This is a genomic window from Ornithinimicrobium cavernae, from assembly GCF_003121625.1.
GTDB lineage: Bacteria > Actinomycetota > Actinomycetes > Actinomycetales > Dermatophilaceae > Ornithinicoccus > Ornithinicoccus cavernae.
Map to the genome: position 1 here is coordinate 171147 of NZ_QDDJ01000009.1, position 17193 is coordinate 188339.

The 17193-nt window shown below is 70.8% G+C and carries 18 protein-coding genes; 6 read left to right on the forward strand and 12 right to left on the reverse strand.

Going from position 1 to position 17193, the window contains the following annotated elements; genetic code table 11:
• Positions 1 to 9: 9 nt before the first annotated feature.
• The 6 genes from DA085_RS12180 to DA085_RS12205 form a co-directional block, all read right to left on the reverse strand.
• A complete protein-coding gene (locus DA085_RS12180) occupies positions 10 to 1002 on the reverse strand; it encodes a YeiH family protein (RefSeq protein ID WP_109473243.1) in 993 nt (330 codons plus the stop codon).
• Positions 999 to 1703, reverse strand: coding sequence for an ion channel (locus DA085_RS12185; RefSeq protein ID WP_237565467.1), 705 nt, complete (start codon positions 1701 to 1703; stop codon positions 999 to 1001). The genes DA085_RS12180 and DA085_RS12185 overlap by 4 nt, the downstream gene beginning before the upstream one ends.
• An 11-nt stretch (positions 1704 to 1714) precedes the next feature.
• Positions 1715 to 4303, reverse strand: coding sequence for an FtsK/SpoIIIE family DNA translocase (locus DA085_RS12190; protein ID WP_109473244.1), 2589 nt, complete (start codon positions 4301 to 4303; stop codon positions 1715 to 1717).
• Between the two features lie 314 nt (positions 4304 to 4617).
• Complete coding sequence (locus DA085_RS12195; protein ID WP_109473245.1) at positions 4618 to 5049, reverse strand: VOC family protein; 432 nt, start codon at positions 5047 to 5049, stop codon at positions 4618 to 4620.
• A 1-nt stretch (position 5050) separates the two neighbouring features.
• Entirely contained in the window at positions 5051 to 5542 is a 492-nt protein-coding gene (locus DA085_RS12200; RefSeq protein WP_109473246.1) for an SRPBCC family protein, read from the reverse strand.
• A 20-nt stretch (positions 5543 to 5562) separates the two neighbouring features.
• Positions 5563 to 5952 carry an ArsR/SmtB family transcription factor gene (locus tag DA085_RS12205; protein WP_419866507.1) on the reverse strand — a complete coding sequence of 130 codons (390 nt, stop codon included), beginning with the start codon at positions 5950 to 5952 and terminating at the stop codon, positions 5563 to 5565.
• A 202-nt stretch (positions 5953 to 6154) separates the two neighbouring features.
• Between DA085_RS12205 and DA085_RS12210 the strand changes: the two genes are divergently transcribed.
• Both DA085_RS12210 and DA085_RS12215 read left to right on the forward strand, forming a co-directional pair.
• Entirely contained in the window at positions 6155 to 6820 is a 666-nt protein-coding gene (locus tag DA085_RS12210) for a SatD family protein (protein ID WP_109473247.1), read from the forward strand.
• Complete coding sequence (locus DA085_RS12215; protein WP_109473248.1) at positions 6817 to 7620, forward strand: hypothetical protein; 804 nt, start codon at positions 6817 to 6819, stop codon at positions 7618 to 7620. The genes DA085_RS12210 and DA085_RS12215 overlap by 4 nt, the downstream gene beginning before the upstream one ends.
• Before the next feature lie 27 nt (positions 7621 to 7647).
• On the opposite strand, the gene DA085_RS12220 is transcribed toward DA085_RS12215, so the two are convergent.
• Complete coding sequence (locus DA085_RS12220) at positions 7648 to 9333, reverse strand: ribonuclease J (protein ID WP_109473249.1); 1686 nt, start codon at positions 9331 to 9333, stop codon at positions 7648 to 7650.
• Between the two features lie 299 nt (positions 9334 to 9632).
• On the opposite strand from DA085_RS12220, the gene DA085_RS12225 reads away from it, so the two are divergent.
• From DA085_RS12225 to DA085_RS12235, 3 genes are all read left to right on the forward strand, one after another.
• Positions 9633 to 10445 carry a thymidylate synthase gene (locus tag DA085_RS12225; protein ID WP_109473250.1) on the forward strand — a complete coding sequence of 271 codons (813 nt, stop codon included), beginning with the start codon at positions 9633 to 9635 and terminating at the stop codon, positions 10443 to 10445.
• Positions 10442 to 11368 (forward strand): dihydrofolate reductase, encoded by a 927-nt coding sequence (locus tag DA085_RS12230; protein ID WP_109473251.1) that lies wholly within the window; start codon positions 10442 to 10444, stop codon positions 11366 to 11368. The genes DA085_RS12225 and DA085_RS12230 overlap by 4 nt, the downstream gene beginning before the upstream one ends.
• A 62-nt stretch (positions 11369 to 11430) precedes the next feature.
• Positions 11431 to 11709 (forward strand): hypothetical protein, encoded by a 279-nt coding sequence (locus DA085_RS12235; protein WP_109473252.1) that lies wholly within the window; start codon positions 11431 to 11433, stop codon positions 11707 to 11709.
• Positions 11710 to 11750: 41 nt separating this feature from the next.
• Here the strand turns inward: DA085_RS12235 and paaE are convergent, their stop codons facing one another.
• The 5 genes from paaE to paaA are packed head-to-tail and all read right to left on the reverse strand — an operon-like array spanning position 11751 to position 15454.
• Positions 11751 to 12866, reverse strand: a complete 1116-nt coding sequence (gene paaE / locus DA085_RS12240; RefSeq protein ID WP_109473253.1) for a 1,2-phenylacetyl-CoA epoxidase subunit PaaE — start codon at positions 12864 to 12866, stop codon at positions 11751 to 11753.
• Complete coding sequence (paaD, locus tag DA085_RS12245) at positions 12866 to 13363, reverse strand: 1,2-phenylacetyl-CoA epoxidase subunit PaaD (protein WP_237565468.1); 498 nt, start codon at positions 13361 to 13363, stop codon at positions 12866 to 12868. The genes paaE and paaD overlap by 1 nt, the downstream gene beginning before the upstream one ends.
• 5 nt (positions 13364 to 13368) lie before the next feature.
• A complete protein-coding gene (paaC, locus tag DA085_RS12250) occupies positions 13369 to 14172 on the reverse strand; it encodes a 1,2-phenylacetyl-CoA epoxidase subunit PaaC (protein ID WP_109473254.1) in 804 nt (267 codons plus the stop codon).
• Complete coding sequence (paaB, locus tag DA085_RS12255) at positions 14169 to 14453, reverse strand: 1,2-phenylacetyl-CoA epoxidase subunit PaaB (RefSeq protein WP_109473255.1); 285 nt, start codon at positions 14451 to 14453, stop codon at positions 14169 to 14171. The genes paaC and paaB overlap by 4 nt, the downstream gene beginning before the upstream one ends.
• Positions 14450 to 15454 carry a 1,2-phenylacetyl-CoA epoxidase subunit PaaA gene (gene paaA / locus DA085_RS12260; protein WP_109473256.1) on the reverse strand — a complete coding sequence of 335 codons (1005 nt, stop codon included), beginning with the start codon at positions 15452 to 15454 and terminating at the stop codon, positions 14450 to 14452. The genes paaB and paaA overlap by 4 nt, the downstream gene beginning before the upstream one ends.
• Positions 15455 to 15682: 228 nt before the next feature.
• Between paaA and DA085_RS12265 the strand changes: the two genes are divergently transcribed.
• Positions 15683 to 17110 (forward strand): cell wall-binding repeat-containing protein, encoded by a 1428-nt coding sequence (locus DA085_RS12265; RefSeq protein ID WP_109473257.1) that lies wholly within the window; start codon positions 15683 to 15685, stop codon positions 17108 to 17110.
• The last annotated feature ends 83 nt before the right edge of the window (positions 17111 to 17193 follow it).

Sequence of the window (17193 nt, forward strand, 5' to 3'; positions counted from 1 at the left end):
GGCCGCAGGTCACCAGTGACCGGTGAGGCGCATCAGCACCAGGCTGCTGACCGCCACGATCACCCACAGCACCCCGCCCAGGGCCAGGGGACGCCAGCCGGCGTCCCGCACCGCCCGCACCGGCGTGCCCAGGCCGATCGCGGTCAGGGCCACCGTCGTGAGGTAGCCGGCCAGCTCGCGGACCGGGTCGCCCCACGAGGCGGGCACGAGACCGACCGAGTTGACGGCGGCGGCCACCAGGAAGAGGACCAGGAAGGGCGGGACCAACCGGCTCCACGGCATACCGGCCTCACCATCGACCGCCTGGCGAGCGCGAGCCACGGACTGGCTGACCGCGATCGGGATGATCATGAGCGTCCGGGTGAGCTTGACGACGACGGCGTGGGACGTGGCGACGGCACCGTAGACCGTCGCGGCCGCCACGACCGAGGAGGTGTCGTTGACCGCGGTCCCGGCCCACAGCCCGAAGCCCTCCTGCGACAGCCCCAGCACCTGACCGAGGACGGGGAAGAGCAGCACGGCGAGGGCGTTGTAGACGAAGATCACCGCCACCGACACCGCGACCGCGACCCCCGCGGCCCCGGTCACGGCACTGACGGTCGCGATCGCCGACGCGCCGCAGATGCTGGTGCCGACGGTCACCAGGGTGCGGATCTCCTCCTCGACGCCCAGCCATTTACCGATCAGCGGCCCGGCCGCGAGGGCCAGCACGAGGGTGCCCAGCATGACCGGCAGGGTCTCCCACCCGATCCGCGCCACCTGGCCGAGCGACAACCCGAGACCGAGGAGCACCACCGCCGTCTGGAGGACCTTCTTGGCGGCGAAGCCGGTGCCGGCTGACAGCGCGGGGCGGGGTCCGAGGAGGGTGCCGACGACCAGACCCAGGAGTATGCCGAGCACCGGCCCACCCACGACCGGCACCTGGGTGCCGAGCAGGTGGGCGAGCAGACCGAGCCCCGCCGCCAGGCCGAGCCCGGGCAGCAGCCCGCGGAGCCCCCTCACTTGCGGAACTTGACCAGGGTCAGGCCGAGGAGGCGAGCGACGACCAGGGCGATGTAGTTGAGGCCGGCGAGCATCTGCAGCATGAGCACCGCGCGGGCGTGGTGCGCGTCGGCGCCGGGCGAGATGTCCGACAGGCCCGTGTTGGTGAGCGTGGTGAAGGACAGGAAGAGCAGGTCCATCCAGGACAGCGGTCCCCCGTGACCGGCGTGGATGTAGGACCCCGGCCAGATGATCTGCACCATGCCGTGGGTGTAGGCGAAGGCCCACGCCAGCACCGTGAAGCAGGCGCCGGTCGCGAACAGCTCATCGCGGGAGACCCAGGCGTCGGCGAACATGTACCGCAGCAGCGAGACGGCCGTGTAGAAGTAGAAGATGGCGTGGAAGATGTAGCTGGCCAGCTCGATGCCCTCGTGGTCGGGAGCCACGGCCTCGGCGATGGTCAGCAGGAACACGGGGGCACCGAGCAGCAGCGCGACCCGGCGCGTCGCGGGTGTCTTGCTCACGGCGAACACCGCGATGGCCAGCACGATCAGCCCGAACGCGGACAACAGGGTCCGGCCCAGCCCGCGCTGGTCGGTGAACGGGAAGACCAGCACGCCGAGCAGCTGGACCGCGAGGAGCACGGCCGAGGGGTGGTTCCGCAACGCGGACCACCACCGCTGCAGCCGCGTCTGCCCGGCGGCGCCTGCGTAGGTGAACACGTCTGGTGACTCTACTCGCGACCCGTCAGCGCCCAGGCATCCTCGGACTCTTCCTCGGCGACCTCGTAGGCGTCCTCCTCCGACTCGGCCAGCGGGTCGGCATACGGCTGGGAGACCTCCACCGGTGGCTCCGTCACCTCGTCCGCGAGGTCGGGCTCGGGGGCCGACTCCTCCGGCGGCTCCTGGCCCTGCAGCAGCGAGAGCGTGACCTCCAGGTCGTCCGGCTTGACCAGCACGTCCCGGGCCTTGCTGCCCTCGGAGGGCCCGACGATGCCGCGCGACTCCATCAGGTCCATGAGGCGCCCGGCCTTGGCGAAGCCGACGCGCAGCTTGCGCTGCAGCATCGAGGTCGACCCGAACTGGGTGGTGATGACCTGTTCGGCCGCCTGCAGCAGCAGGTCGAGGTCGTCGCCGATGTCCTCGTCGACCTGCTTCTTGGCCGGCGCCGCGGCCACGTCCTCGCGGTAGACCGGCTTGAGCTGGCCGGTGACGTGCTTGACCACACCCTCGATCTCGGACTCGGCCACCCACGCACCCTGCACCCGCATCGTCTTGGAGGCGCCCATCGGCAGGAACAGGGCATCACCCTGCCCGATCAGCTTCTCCGCCCCGGGCTGGTCCAGGACCACCCGGCTGTCGGTGACCGAGGAGGTGGCGAAGGCCATCCGGGAGGGCACATTGGCCTTGATCAGGCCGGTCACGACATCGACCGAGGGCCGCTGGGTGGCCAGCACCAGGTGGATGCCCGCGGCGCGGGCGAGCTGGGTGATCCGGACGACGGACTCCTCCACGTCCCGTGGCGCGACCATCATCAGGTCGGCCAGCTCGTCCACCACGACCAGCAGGTAGGGGTAGGGCTGCATGACCCGCTCGGAACCCGGCGGCGGGGTGACCTTGCCGGCCCGGATCGCCTTGTTGAAGTCGTCGACGTGCTTGAACCCGAAGGCCGACAGGTCGTCGTAGCGGGTGTCCATCTCCTTGACGACCCAGGCCAGGGCCTCCGCGGCCTTCTTGGGGTTGGTGATGATCGGGGTGATCAGGTGCGGGATGCCCTCGTAGGCGGTGAGCTCAACCCGCTTGGGGTCCACCAGGACCATGCGAACCTCGTCGGGCGTGGCGCGCATCAGGATCGAGGTGATCATCGAGTTGATGAAGCTGGACTTGCCGGAGCCGGTGGCGCCGGCGACCAGCAGGTGCGGCATCTTGGCGAGGTTGGCGATGACGTAGCCGCCCTCGACGTCCTTGCCGACGCCCATCACCATCGGGTGCGTGTTGTTGCGGGCCGCGTTGGAGCGCAGCACGTCGCCGAGCGAGACGTTCTCACGGTCGGTGTTGGGGATCTCCACACCGACGGCGGACTTGCCCGGGATGGGCGAGAGGATGCGCACGTCCGCGGAGGCGACGGCGTAGGCGATGTTCTTGGACAGCGCGGTGATGCGCTCGACCTTGACGCCCGGGCCGAGCTCGACCTCGTAACGGGTGACCGTGGGCCCTCGCATGAACCCGGTGACCTGCGCATCGACGCCGAAGTCCTCGAGCACGCCGGTGAGCGCGTCCACGACCTTGTCGTTGGCCGCGGAGCGGGACTTGTGGGGCGCTCCCTCGATGAGCAGGGAGTTGTCCGGCAGCGTGTAGGTGACGTCACCGGCCAGCATGAGCTGCTCGACGCGCTGCGGCAGCGGCGTTGTCGGCGGGGCCTCGAGGACCTCCTTGTGCGGCACCTTGCTGGGGTCGGGTCGCTTCTGACCGGGCCGCAGGATCGGCTGGGTGGCGTCGGGGCCCGCCGGAGCGGAGGCCTTGCCGGACCCTCCGGGACCGTCCTGGCTCCTCGACGTGCCAGCGGCCTCCGCCTCCGCAGCCGCCTCCTCCCGCTGCTTGCGGGCGTAGGCGCGGGCGCGCAGGGACTTTGCCGAGCCCGGCTGCACCTCGGCCGCCTGCTCGAACGCCTCGTCGCCCTCGCGGCCGCCGGGCACCTCTCCCCGGCGCCGGCGCGACGGGCGCGCAGGAGCGACATCGTCCCCGTCGGTGTCCTGCGGGCTCTCGAAGAGAGCGGACTCGAACTGGCGCAGCCGCTGCGGGATCCGGTGCACCGGCGTGGCCGTGACGACGAGGACGCCGAAGAAGGTCAACAGGCTGAGCAGCGCGATCGTGCCGTAGGTGGTGAGTGCCGCCGTGATGGGGCTCGCGACGATGAAGCCGACGATGCCGCCCGCGTTCTGCAGGGCGGCCTGGCCCTCGCTGTAGTCCGGTGCCCCGAGCGCGACGTGGGTCAGCCCGGTGGCGGCCAGACCCAGGGCCGCGGTGCCGACCGCCATCCGGTTGTTCGCGGCCGTGCTGGCCGGCGCGCGCAGCAGCCGGACCGCGAACAGCAGGAGGACGACGGGCAGGGCGAGACCCACCCGACCGAACGTCCCGGCGACGACCGCGTGGATCGCGTCGCCGAGCACCCCCTGGAGGTTCCACCACTCCCGGATCGCGACGATGACCGCCAGGGCCAGGAGCAGGAAGCCCCACCCGTCGCGCCGGTGGCCCGGCTCGGTGTCCTCAGTGCTGGAGCCCATTGAGCGGACTGCGCCTCCTGTCATCGTCGCCATCCCCATCCACGTGCCTCGTGCCATCCGCCAGGGCAGCGGCGGCCGACCGTCGGCCTGGCGGGACCGGCCACCGCGGGCGGGCGGGGAGCTCTTGCCCCGCGCGGTGCCCTTGCGCGGTGACGACCCCGACCTGCCGGTGGAGCGGGCCGAGCCGCTCCGGGTGCCGGAGGACGGCCTGGTGCCACTGCCGGCCCTGGTGCTGCCGGAGCGGGGTCTGGTCGTCGCAGTCTTCGCCACCCTGGCACGGTACTTGACTTTCACCTGCGTATCACGCGTCACACGCGAGAGCGCTGGGATCGGGTCTGCCCGCCCCGGGGGGCTCAGGTGGCGCCGAAGCGTCCCCGGGCCTCGTGCGGGATCAGCGGCTCAGAGCCGCGAGCGCGGATCTCCTGGACGGTCCACGTGTTCCCGTCGGGGTCGGCGAACCCGAAGAACGTGCTGCCGTCCTGGTCGCCGAACACGGTGACCTCGCTGGCCTCCACGCCACGGGAGAGCAGCTCCGAACGGGCGGCAGCCACATCGGCCACGACGAGCTGGAGCCCGCGCATGGACCCCGGCGTCATCTCCCGCTGGGCGGGCAGGGTCCCGACCACGATCGAGCACCCTGAGCCGTTCGGCGTGAGCTGCGCGACGTCCATGTGCTCGTTGCTGGTGCGGTGGTCCAGGGCGAACCCGACCTTGTCGCGGTAGAACTCGATGGTCCGGTCGATGTCGCTGACCGGCAGGATGACGACCTCCAGCGTCCAGTCCATGTCAGGCCCCTGCCCGGGCGATGGGCCGGCCGGAGAGAAGGGCGTCGAGCAGCTCGTAGCCGTCGGCCATGCCCTGCTCCATCCCACTGGCCACGGCACCGTCACGGTCCTCGACCGAGCCGAAGACGCTGCGTCCCTCGAGCCGGGTGCGCCCGTCGCCGAGGTCGACGAGGCGGAGAGTGTCGAGCGAGACCCCGTCCGGCCAGCCGTCGAACTCGAAGGTCTGGATCAGCAGGTCCTCGCGGACCGTGTGGAAGCAGCCGCGGAAGCCGTAGGAGCCGTTCTCGTCGCGATGCGTGTAGTGATAGGCCCCTCCCGGACGGGCGTCGAACTCGTCGACGGTCATGACGAGGTTGCGGGGCCCCAGCCACTGCACCAGCAGGTCGGGCTCGGTGTGGGCGCGGAAGACCGCCTCGCGCGGGGCGTCCACCACGCGCTGGAAGTCCAGGAACGGCAGGCCCTCCGGGGCGGTGATGTCAAGTGGGTTACTCATGGAACGACTCCCTCGTGGTGTCACTCGGTGGGTGTGTCTGCTGCGGTGGCGTCCGTGCTGCCGGGCGCCGCCTGGCCGCGGGGTTGCTGGGCCAGGACGGCATCGAGCGCGCGGTACTGCGCCTCGCGCACGAGCCGGTACTGATCGATCCATGCCGTGAGGGCCTCCAGCGCCACCGGATCAAGGTGGACCGGCCGGCGCTGGGCGTCTCGACTGCGGGTGACCAGCGCTGCCTGTTCGAGGACCTGGATATGCCTGGAGACCGCCTGCTTGGAGATCGCGAAGGGCTCGGCGAGCTCGTTGACCGTGGCCGGACCCCGGCTGAGGCGGGCGATGATCGCCCGCCGGACCGGGTCGGCCAGCGCCAGGAAGGCCCGGTCGAGCTGTTCGCTCCCCTGCACCTGAGGCACGAAATCAACCCTTTCGTTTATCAACCTAAATGTTGATTACGTCAGAATAGGCAGCGCAGGCCAGCCCCGTCAAGAGCCCTCTTGACGGACGCCGGGGCCGTCAAGCTATAGGTTTCACTCTCCCCCATAGCAACCATGAGACTTGCGCGATCTCGTCAAGGGGATTGGTTGCGCCTTACGGGAATCAAGATATGCTGTTGGCATGTCCTCACCGGGGGCTCCCCAGCCACTTGCCGCCTTCCTCGGCGACGTTGTCGGGTCTCGCTCCGCCGACGACCGCCAGGCCCTGCACGACACGCTCAGCTCCGCCCTCGCGGCCGTGAGCGCCGAGGTCGAGACCGTGGACGACATCCAGGTCACGGCGGGTGACGAGTTCCAGGGAACCTTCGCCACCGTCGGAGAGGCCCTGTATGCCGCGGTGCTCCTCCGGCTCCGCCTCTCCCCCACCATCGACATCCGCGTGGGCGTCGGCTGGGGCTCCGTGACCGTCCTCGACGCCGTCAACGCCACCCAGGACGGCCCCGCCTGGTGGGCCGCACGCGCAGGCATCGAGTGGGTCGAGAAGCACCAGTCGATGGCCGGCTGGCAGAACGTGCGCACCGCCTACCGGCGCGCGGACCCGCCGCCCGAGAGCAACGCCGGCCCGGACCCCGCCGCAGTCAACGCCGCCCTGCTCTGTCAGGACCACCTGATGGGCTTGATGGACGAACGGTCGAGACACATCATGGAGGGGCTCATGCACGGTCAGACCCAGACCAGGCTGGCCGAGGAGCTCGGCCTGACCCGCCAGGCCGTCAACCAGCGGCGCAAGCACGACGGGCTCGCCATCGCCGTCGCCGCGGCCGAGAGCCTGCGGACCACCACGTGAGCGCCCTGGCGCTCCTGCTCGTCGCGGTCGGGCTGAGTGACCTGGTCGCTACCCGTCCCTGGCGAGACGAACACACCGGACGCCGGGTGGGCGCGGTCACCGGGCTCCTGTCCATCGCCGTCCTCGGGATGCTCGCGGGCCTGGACGCCTGGGGGGACCTGGCGCTCCTCGCCCTCGCGGGAGCCACCACCGGCGCGTGGGTCGTGCTCGCCGGCCGGGCCGACGACAACGCACAGGGAGAGGGCCTCGCGCTCGCCGCGCTCGCGGCTGGCGGGGCACTGACGCTCCTGCTCAGCGGCTTGGCCAGCCCGGTCGACGGCGCGCTCGCCAGCTGGATGGACTGGACCGGCATCGACGTCCTCGGCGGTGCGGACCCCACCAGGGTCCTGCTGCTCGCCGGGCTGCTGCTGACCCAGCTGTCCACCGGCAACGTGGTCGTCCGTCTCGCGCTGGCCCACACCGGTGCCCTCGACCCGCGGGGCGGCCCGCAGGCCTCGGACCGCCTGCGGGGCGGTCGCCTGCTCGGTCCCATGGAGCGCGTCTTCATCCTCGGGCTCGGCCTGGCCGGTCAGGTGACCGCCGCCAGCATCGTCATCGCCGCCAAGGGCCTGATCCGGTGGCCCGAGCTGCAGCGCGCGAGCCGCGACACCGAGCGCCGCGACGTCGAGGCCCGGGCCTCCGGTGAGGTCGCACCGCGACCGCTGGCCAGCATCGACCAGATCACCGAGTACTTCCTGATCGGCAGCTTCGTCAGCTGGCTGGTCGCCCTCACCGCCCTGGTGCTGGCCCACCTGGCGTGACGGGCCGGCCCACTCGTCTGACGACTCTCAGGCGTCGATGACGATCGGGATGATCATCGGCCGGCGCCGCAGCTTGCCACCCACGAACGACCCGACGGTGCGCCGGATGACCTGCTGCAGCTGGTGGCTGTCCGTCACACCGTTCTCCCGGGCCTCCTCCAGGGCGGTCTCGAGCCGGGGCCGCACCTTGTCGAAGACGCCGGCGTCCTCCGCGAAACCGCGGGTCTGGATCTCCGGCCCCGCAGCGACCTTGCCGGTCGACGGGTCACGCACGACGATGATGGTGACGAAGCCCTCGTCGCGCAGGATGCGACGGTCCTTGAGCAGACCCTCGGTGGTCCCGCCGACCGAGGACCCGTCGACGTAGATGTAGCCCACGTCGACGGCGCCGGCGATCCGGGCGGTTCCGTCGACCAGGTCGACCACCACGCCGTCCTCCGCCAGGATCACGTTCTCGGCGGGCACGCCCGTCGCGATCGCCAGGTCGCCGTTGGCCACGAGGTGGCGCCACTCCCCGTGCACCGGCATGACGTTGCGCGGCCGGACGATGTTGTAGCAGTAGAGCAGCTCGCCGGCGCTCGCGTGACCGGACACATGGACCAGGGCGTTGCCCTTGTGGACCACATTCGCCCCCAGCCTGGTCAGTCCGTTGATCACGCGGTAGACAGCGTTCTCGTTGCCGGGGATGAGGGAGGAGGCCATCAGCACGGTGTCCCCCTCACCGACCTCGATCTTGTGGTCCCGGTTGGCCATCCGGGAGAGCGCCGCCATGGGCTCCCCCTGGGAACCGGTGCAGATCAGGACCTGCTGGTGGTCGGGCAGCTGAGCCAGCCTGCCCAGGTCCACCAGCACACCGTCCGGGACCCGCAGGTAGCCCAGGTCGGAGGCGATCCCCATGTTGCGGATCATCGAGCGGCCCACCATGGCGACCTTGCGGCCGGACTCCTCGGCGGCGTCCAGCACCTGCTGCACCCGGTGCACGTGCGAGGAGAAGCAGGCCACGATGATGCGGCGCTCCGCACGGTGGAAGACCCGTTCGATCGCCGGTGCGATGTTGCGCTCCGGCGTCGTGAACCCCGGCACGTCCGCATTGGTGGAGTCGGTCAGGAACAGGTCGACGCCCTCCTCCCCCAGCCGGGCGAACGCCCGCAGGTCGGTGATCCGGCTGTCCAGCGGCACCTGGTCCATCTTGAAGTCACCGGTGTGCAGGAGGGTGCCGCCCGGCGTGCGCACGAAGACCGCCAGGGCATCCGGGATCGAGTGGTTGACCGCAATGAACTCACAGTCGAAGGGGCCGAGCACCTCCCGGTCACTCTCCCTGACACCCAGGGTGTAGGGCGTGATCCGGTGCTCCTTGAGCTTGGCCTCGATCAGCGCGAGCGTCAGCTGCGACCCGACCAGCGGGATGTCGGCCTTGTGCCGCAGCAGGAAGGGCACGGCACCGATGTGGTCCTCGTGCCCGTGGGTCAGGATGATGGCGACGATGTCGTCCCAGCGGCCCTGGAGGTACTCGAAGTCCGGCAGGATCAGGTCGACGCCGGGATGGTCGTCCTCCGGGAAGAGGACACCGCAGTCGATGATGAGCAGCTTTCCCGCATACTCCACGACCGCCATGTTGCGGCCGACCTCCCCGAGACCGCCGAGAGCGACGATGCGCACGCCGTTGGCGGCGAGCGGTCCGGGAGCGGTGAGTTCAGGATGCGGGTGGCTCATGCGGCAAGGTTACGTCCCTGCCGGGGCCGGCGGCAGGGGACTCCGGCTCGGTGAACGTCCCGCACCGACACCGGGCACTCGCCCAGAAGTGAGCGATCGCGCCGCCACCCGCTCGGGGGGTCCGGGTAGCGGCGCGACCGGTGACCACTCTCACGCACACTGATTGAAGAAACCATACCAGTGCGGTGTGATCTCCCTCACAGACTCTGTGACCTGCGCGTTCGCACGACAGGGAGCGGCGAGGGCGGCTCACCGGCGCGGTGTCGACCGCGGGCGGCGGGCGGAACTAGAGTTCTGTCATGCGTCAGTACCTCGACCTGCTGCACCGCGCCCGCACCGAGGGCGTCCGCAAGGACGACCGCACGGGCACCGGCACCCTCTCCGTGTTCGGGCACCAGATGCGCTTCGACCTCACAGCCGGCTTCCCGGTGCTGACCACCAAGAAGCTGCACCTGCGCTCGATCACCGGGGAGCTGCTGTGGTTCCTGCGCGGCGACACCAACGTCGGCTGGCTGCACGAGCGGAAGATCACGATCTGGGACGAGTGGGCCGACGAGAACGGCGACCTCGGCCCCGTCTACGGGCACCAGTGGCGCTCCTGGCCGACGCCCGACGGCGGCTCCGTCGACCAGATCGCCCGGGTCATCGAGTCCATCCGCACCAACCCGGACTCGCGCCGCCACATCGTCTCGGCGTGGAACGTCGCCGACGTCGACGACATGGCCCTGCCGCCGTGCCACACGATGTTCCAGTTCTACGTGACACCGGGCCAGGACGGCGGGCGCGGGCGGCTCTCCTGCCAGCTCTACCAGCGCAGTGCCGACATCTTCCTCGGCGTCCCGTTCAACATCGCGAGCTACGCCCTGCTCACCCACATGATCGCCCAGGTCACCGACCTGGACGTGGGTGACTTCGTGCACACGCTGGGCGACGCGCACCTCTATCTCAACCACCTCGAGCAGGCGGACGAGCAGCTCACCCGCGAGCCGGGGCCGTTGCCGATGCTCTGGCTCAACCCCGAGATCCGGGCGATCGACGAGTTCGACCTCCCCGACATCGAGGTCCGCGACTACACCGCCGCCCCCTCGATCAAGGCGCCCATCGCCGTATGAGCCGGTTCAGCGTCGTCCCGGCGGTCTACCTGGCCCTGACGCGGGAGTCGCCGGCCGGCCCGGAGGTGCTGCTGCAGCTGCGCGGTGCCACCGGCTACATGGAGGGGTGGTGGGCCTGTGGCGCGGCGGGCCATGTCGAGTCCGGCGAGTCGGCCCCCCAGGCCGTATGCCGTGAGGCCGCCGAGGAGCTCGGCCTCACCATCGACGAGGAGACGCTGCGGCTGGTCGCCGTCGTGCACCGCGGGTGTGTCCTGGGTGGCCCGGTCGAGCAGCGTATCGACCTCTTCCTCACCACCTCCCGGTGGTCGGGGGACCACCTGATCGCCGAGCCGGACAAGGCGGTGGACCTTCGCTGGTGGCCGCTGGCGGCTCTGCCCGAGACGCTCGTCCCGCACGAGCGTCAGGCTCTCGAGCACCTGGCGAGCGGCCAGCCGCCCGCCGTGCTCACCCGGGGCTTCGGCCAGACGCTGACGCTGGTCGCCGCAGTCGGTCGCAACGGGGTGATCGGCGACGGCGCGTCCATGCCGTGGCACCTCCCGGAGGACCTGACATTCTTCAAGCGGACCACCATGGGTGGGGTCATGGTGATGGGGCGCGGCACGTGGGACTCCATCGGCCGCGCGCTGCCCGGCCGACGGACGATCGTCGTCACGCGTGACCGCGCGTGGTCAGCGCCCGGTGCCGAGGTGGCACACTCCCTGCCCGAGGCGCTGCTGATGGCCGGCGACACCGAGGTGTTCGTCGCCGGCGGTGGGACTGTCTACGAGCAGACGATCGGCGCCGCCAGCCGGCTCGTGATCACGCACGTCGAGCAGGAGCCGGAGGGATCGGTGCGCTTTCCCGACATCGACCCTGCGCTCTGGCGCGAGGACAGTCGGGACGTGCAGGACGGCTTCGCCTGGGTGGAGTACCTCCGCCGCTGACGGCACGCCCGCACCTGCCGTTGCCGGGTGCGCGGCCCGGAGGCTCGCACTACCGTGAGACTGTGTCCACGACTGAGCGGCGCGTGGCGCGAGCGGACGTCGGCGCTTACCACCAGACTCAGCTGACCGGGCTGATCGGCCGGGTCAGCGAGGCGATCGACGGGCACCGCGCCGGCGACCTGAACGCCTTCGAGGTCGACCAGGTCATCTTCCAGTACTCACGGGCAGCCAAGGAGCTCTGGAAGTTCTGCAACCTGGGTCAGGTCGAGTCCACCGCGCGGCTGATCCGCGAGGCACCGCCCACGGACTGGTGGGAGCGCGGCGCTCCCCGGGCCCGCTGAGGCCTACGGCCGCTCTGCTGGCGTGGGCGACACAGGGGGTGTCAGGCGTCGTAGTCGAGGACGACCTGGTCGGTGACCGGGTGTGACTGGCAGGTCAGCACGATCCCGGCCTCGACCTCCTCCGGCTCCAGGGCGTAGTTGCGGTCCATCCGCACCTCGCCCTCGACGACCCGTGCGCGACAGGTGCCGCAGACACCGTTGGTGCAGCTGAACGGCGCGTCCGGTCGCTCCCGCAGCGTGGCCGCCAGGATCGACTCCGCCCGGCTCCGGACCGGCACCTGCGTGGTGCGCCCGTCGAGGGTCACCGAGACCATCGCGAGGGGGGTCGCGTCCGGCGGGGGCGGTGGCGCAGGTGGCCCGGTGTCCTCGACGTGGAACACCTCGTGGTGCACATGGTGGTCATCGACGCCGTGATCGGTCAGCGCCTCCCGGGCGGTCTCGACCATGCCGAGCGGCCCGCACAGATACCACTCGTCGACGTCATCAACGGGGATGAACGCCTCGAGGAAGCGCTCGAGCCGGTCGCGGTCGAGGCGACCGCTGAACAGCTCCACCTCCTGCGCCTCCCGGGACAGCACGTTGAACAGCCGGAACCGGTCGGGGAACCGGTTCTTGAGGTCCATCAGCTCCTCGAGGAACATGATCGTGTCGGTGCGCCGGTTGCCGAAGACCAGCGTGGCCTCGGACTCCGGCTCCTCCTCCAGCGCGGTGGTCAGCAGCGACATCACCGGGGTGATGCCGGAGCCGGCAGCGATCGCGACGTGGTGCCGGGCGGCCCGCGCGTCCGTGGGGCAGGTGAACCCGCCGATCGGTGTCATGACCTGCAGCACCTCACCGGGCTCGGCGTTGTCCTGCAGCCAGTTGGACATCACGCCCTCGGGCACCCGCGCCGTGGCGACCCGCAGCTCGCCGGTCTCGCGGGCACGCTGTCGCGACACGCAGATGGAGTAGGACCGCCGGACGTCCTCCCCGCCGATGGTGGCCCGGAGCGTGAGGTGCTGGCCCGGCTCGAACTGATAGTCGTCGCGCAGCGCCGGCGGCACCGTGAAGCTGATCGCCACGGCCTCGTCGGTGAGGGGCTCGACGCGGCTGATGGTGAGCTCGTGGAAGACGGCACGGTGCCGCCTGCGGGTGGTCGGAGTGGTGGTCAGGTGCATCAGATCGCCTTGAACTCCTCGAACGGCTCCCGGCACGCACGGCAGCGCCGCAGCGCCTTGCACGCGGTCGAGCCGAAACGGGAGAGCTCCTCGGTGTCGCGGGAGCCACATGTCGGGCAGGTGACCCTGCGGACCGACAGGTCCACCACGACAGGTCCGTCCGGGCGGACCGGACCCGTGCCGTCGGGTGGGGCGATGCCGAAGCGCCGCAGCGACTCCCGCCCCCGGTCGCTCATCCAGTCGGTCGTCCAGGCCGGGCTCAGAGTGGTCACCACGTCCGGCACCATCCCACACCGGCGCACCGTCTGGCCGATGTGGTCCGTGATCGCCTGCACCGCGGGGCAGCCGGAGTAGGTCGGGGTGATCGTCACGTGGACGGTGTCCCCCTCGACCACGATGTCGCGCACGATGCCCAGGTCGTCGATGCTGATCACCGGGATCTCGGGGTCCGGGATCTGACGCACCGCACGCTCGACGTCGTGTGCCGACACGGTCACGGCACTCACCAGCTCGCCCCGGGGTGGCTGCGGTGGATGTGCTGCAGCTCGGCGAGGAGGTAACCCATCGCCTCGGAGTGGACCCCCTCCCGTCCGCCGCGGGACCGCCAGCGGGGCGGGTCCGGCATACGCAGGGTCGCCTGGGCAACCACCGCCTCGACGTGCGCGACGGTGCCGGGGACCAGTGAGGAGGGCAGTATGCCGACACCCGCCTGCGCCGCCGCGACGCTCACCGGGTCGTCGTCCCCCAGCTCCGCGACGTAGGGCGCGACCGCCTCCAGGCCGGCCTGCATCCGCTCGTGCGACTCGGCGGTGCCGTCGCCGAGACGGACGACCCACTGACCGGCGTGGTCGCGGTGGTAGGCCACCTCCTTGAGCGCCTTGGCCGCGACCCCGGCGACCACCTCGTCGACGCTGTCGACCAGGTGGGTGTAGAGCTCGTGCTGGTAGGAGGCGAACCACAGCATCCGGGCCATCTCCTGGCCGAAGTCGCCGCGTGGCTGCTCGACCAGGTGCACGTTGCGGAACTCCCGCTCGTCGCGCAGGTAGGCGAGGTCGTCCTCGTCCCGTCCGGCGCCCTCCAGGTCGCCGGCGCGGGTGAGCAGGGCGCGGGCCTGTCCGAGGAGGTCCAGGCCGACGTTGCCCAGGGCGAGGTCCTCCTCGATCTGCGGGGCCCGGGTGAGCCACTCCCCCAGCCGCTGGGCATAGATGAGGGCGTCGTCCGCGAGGCCCAGGACATATGCGACTCCGTCGGCGCCACCCGGCGCGCTCGGTGAGGCCTGGGACCGCAGATCTGTGCGCTCGGTCACAGGTACTCCACGTCCTCGGGCACCTCGTAGAACGAGGCGTGTCGGTAGACTTTGTCCCCCGCCGGGTCGAAGAAGCTGTCCCGCTCGTCCGGGCTGCTGGCGGTGATGTCCTGCGAGCGGATCACCCAGATCGAGACGCCCTCCTGCCGGCGGGTGTAGAGGTCGCGCGCGTTGCGCAGCGCCAGCTCGGCGTCCGGAGCGTGCAGCGACCCGGCGTGCACGTGCGCCAGACCCCTCTTGGCCCGCACGAACACCTCCCACAGCGGCCAGTTGTCGCTCATGCCACCTCCTGACGGGCGGCCTGCCTGGCGGCGTGGGCGTTGGCGGCCTCCCGCACCCAGGCTCCCTCGTCGTGGGCACGGCGCCGGTGGGCGAGCCGCTGCTCGTTGCAGGGCCCGTCGCCCTTGAGCACCCGCCAGAACTCGTCCCAGTCGATGGCGCCGAAGTCCCAGTGGCCGCGCTCGTCGTTCCAGCGCAGGTCGGGGTCGGGCAGGACCAGACCGAGCTTCTGCGCCTGGGGCACCGTCATGTCGACGAACTTCTGTCGCAGGTCGTCGTTGGTGAACCGCTTGATCCCCCAGGCCATGTTCTGCTCCGTGTGACCGCCCGGCGCCGCAGCGTCCCCGGTGTCCGGCGGCCCGAACATCATCAGCGACGGCCACCACCACCGGTCGGCGGCGTCCTGCGCCATCGCCTGCTGCTCCTCCGTGCCCCGGGACAACGTCCACAGGATCTCGAAGCCCTGGCGCTGGTGGAAGGACTCCTCCTTGCAGACCCGGATCATCGCGCGGGCGTAGGGACCGTAGGAGCACCGGCACAGCGGCACCTGGTTCATGATCGCGGCCCCGTCGACGAGCCAGCCGATCGCGCCCACGTCGGCCCAGGTCAGGGTGGGGTAGTTGAAGATCGAGGAGTACTTCTGCTGGCCCGAGTGGAGCTTGTCCAGCAGCTCTGCGCGGTCGACCCCGAGCGTCTCGGCCGCGGAGTAGAGGTAGAGCCCGTGACCGGCCTCGTCCTGCACCTTGGCCATCAGGATCGCCTTGCGGCGCAGGCTCGGGGCACGGGTGATCCAGTTGCCCTCGGGCTGCATGCCGATGATCTCGGAGTGCGCGTGCTGGGCGATCTGACGGATCAGGGTCCTGCGGTAGCCGTCGGGCATGGCGTCGCGCGGCTCGATCCGCTGGTCGGCGCCGATCAGCCCGTCGAAGTACTCCTGGACCGCGTCGGCATAGTCAGCGGTCTCGGCCGCGTTGAGCGGCTCGCCGAAGTCGTTGCCATACATGTCTCCAGTATGCCGCACGGACGGCCGAAATGTAACACCTGAGTCGTCATTCGGCGGAGTAGGTGTCACACAACGTCCAGGGTCACGTCATCCGCCAGAACGACGTCCAGAGGTTGATCTTCGGGCCCCGCGGATAGGCACAAGTGCGCATTTCGCCGCGCCCTCCCCGGTCCTAGCGTCGACTGCGCCGGCACGACGACGTGCCGGCCACCATCAGGAGGACTCATCATGACCGCGCCACACCGAACGTCCTGGCGGCCGCTGGCCGCCCTCGCCGGGGCCACCGCCCTGGTCGCCACGGCCACGCCCGCTCTCGCCGCCACGCTGGGAGACTGGGACACGACCGGCATCCAGTTCGTCAACGTCGACTGCGCCCGCAACGAGTACGTCGTCCAGGCCACCTTCACCGGCACCACCGACGACGTCGGCGGGTTCGACAAGGTGCGCGTCGAGGTCTGGGACGACGGCGTCCTGAAGGACCACGAGATCCACGAGGTGCCCGTCGGCACCACGGTCGAGACGACCTCGTTCCTCACCTTCCTCGGCACCTACGGCTCGGGAGCGCCCGGGGTCGGGGTCGTGCTGTCGGACGCCGACGCCGGTGGCGAGGTGAGCGCCCAGCTCGATGTGGTGGACCCGTTCTTCCCGGAGGACCAGGCGGGTCCGTGCACCTTCGACGTGGAGCGCATCGGGGGTGCGGAGCGCATCGCGACGGCCGCGCTGCTGGCGCAGCGCTTCATCATGGCCGACGCCGTCGTCATCGCCACCTCGACGGACTTCCCCGACGCGCTCACCGCTGCACCGCTGGCCGACCAGCTGGGCGGCCCGCTGCTGCTCACCAGACCCGACTCCCTGCCTGCCCTGACGGCCGCCGAGATCACCCGGCTGCAGCCGAGCAGCATCGTGGTCGTCGGCGGCACCGGGGCGGTGCACGAGGACGTGCTGACCGAGCTCGAGGCCCTGGCGCCGGCGGGAGGCACCGTGACCAGGCTCTCCGGAGCGAACCGCTACGAGACCGCCGTCGCGGTGGCCGCCGAGATCACCCAGGACAGCACCGCCCAGATGTTCCTGGCCACGGGTGAGGACTTCCCGGACGCCCTGGTCCTGAGCGCCCTCGCGGCCCGGGAGAGCGCACCGCTGGTCCTGGCGCGGCCAGACCACCTGCCGGCCACGACGCAGGCCTTCCTCGGATCCGCGACCTATGACGACCTGTATGCCGCGGGCGGACCGGCGGTGCTCAGTGACCAGGTCGTCAACGACGCCGCGGCGCTCGACGGCGCGACCGCGACGCGCTATGCGGGGGCGGACCGCTATGCGACCGCGGCGCAGGTCCTGCAGCAGTTCCCGGCCGAGGGCACGGTCATGGTCGCGACCGGCGAGAAGTTCCCGGACGCCCTGACCGCGGTGCCGGTCGCCGGGCGTTCCGGGGCGGGCATCGCCCTCTCCCAGACCGACCACGTCCCGGCCGGCGTGATGACCGAGGTCGAGCGGCTCACGACCGGCTTCTCGTTCCCGCTGGTCACGATCGTCGGCGGTGAGGCAGCGCTGAGCGCCGACGTCCACACCCAGCTGCTGGGCCTGTTCGGTGGGGCCGCGGCGGACCAGGACGCACCACAGGTCCACGGTTCGGACGGCAACATCGGGCCCCGGGACTGACGAGCCCGCGGCAGTACCTCCACAGGAGGACACCGGCCCGGTGGGCGTGGGCAGAACTACCCATACCGCCGGGCCGGTGCCGG

Excerpts from the sequence above, each read along its gene's own strand:
- DA085_RS12190 (WP_109473244.1), bottom strand. The coding sequence starts at position 4,303 with ATGGGGATGGCGACGATGACAGGAGGCGCAGTCCGCTCAATGGGCTCC.
- DA085_RS12195 (WP_109473245.1), bottom strand. The coding sequence starts at position 5,049 with ATGGACTGGACGCTGGAGGTCGTCATCCTGCCGGTCAGCGACATCGAC.
- DA085_RS12200 (WP_109473246.1), bottom strand. The coding sequence starts at position 5,542 with ATGAGTAACCCACTTGACATCACCGCCCCGGAGGGCCTGCCGTTCCTG.
- DA085_RS12210 (WP_109473247.1), top strand. The coding sequence starts at position 6,155 with ATGTCCTCACCGGGGGCTCCCCAGCCACTTGCCGCCTTCCTCGGCGAC.
- DA085_RS12220 (WP_109473249.1), bottom strand. The coding sequence starts at position 9,333 with ATGAGCCACCCGCATCCTGAACTCACCGCTCCCGGACCGCTCGCCGCC.
- DA085_RS12225 (WP_109473250.1), top strand. The coding sequence starts at position 9,633 with ATGCGTCAGTACCTCGACCTGCTGCACCGCGCCCGCACCGAGGGCGTC.
- DA085_RS12230 (WP_109473251.1), top strand. The coding sequence starts at position 10,442 with ATGAGCCGGTTCAGCGTCGTCCCGGCGGTCTACCTGGCCCTGACGCGG.
- paaE (WP_109473253.1), bottom strand. The coding sequence starts at position 12,866 with ATGCACCTGACCACCACTCCGACCACCCGCAGGCGGCACCGTGCCGTC.
- paaB (WP_109473255.1), bottom strand. The coding sequence starts at position 14,453 with ATGAGCGACAACTGGCCGCTGTGGGAGGTGTTCGTGCGGGCCAAGAGG.
- paaA (WP_109473256.1), bottom strand. The coding sequence starts at position 15,454 with ATGTATGGCAACGACTTCGGCGAGCCGCTCAACGCGGCCGAGACCGCT.
- DA085_RS12265 (WP_109473257.1), top strand. The coding sequence starts at position 15,683 with ATGACCGCGCCACACCGAACGTCCTGGCGGCCGCTGGCCGCCCTCGCC.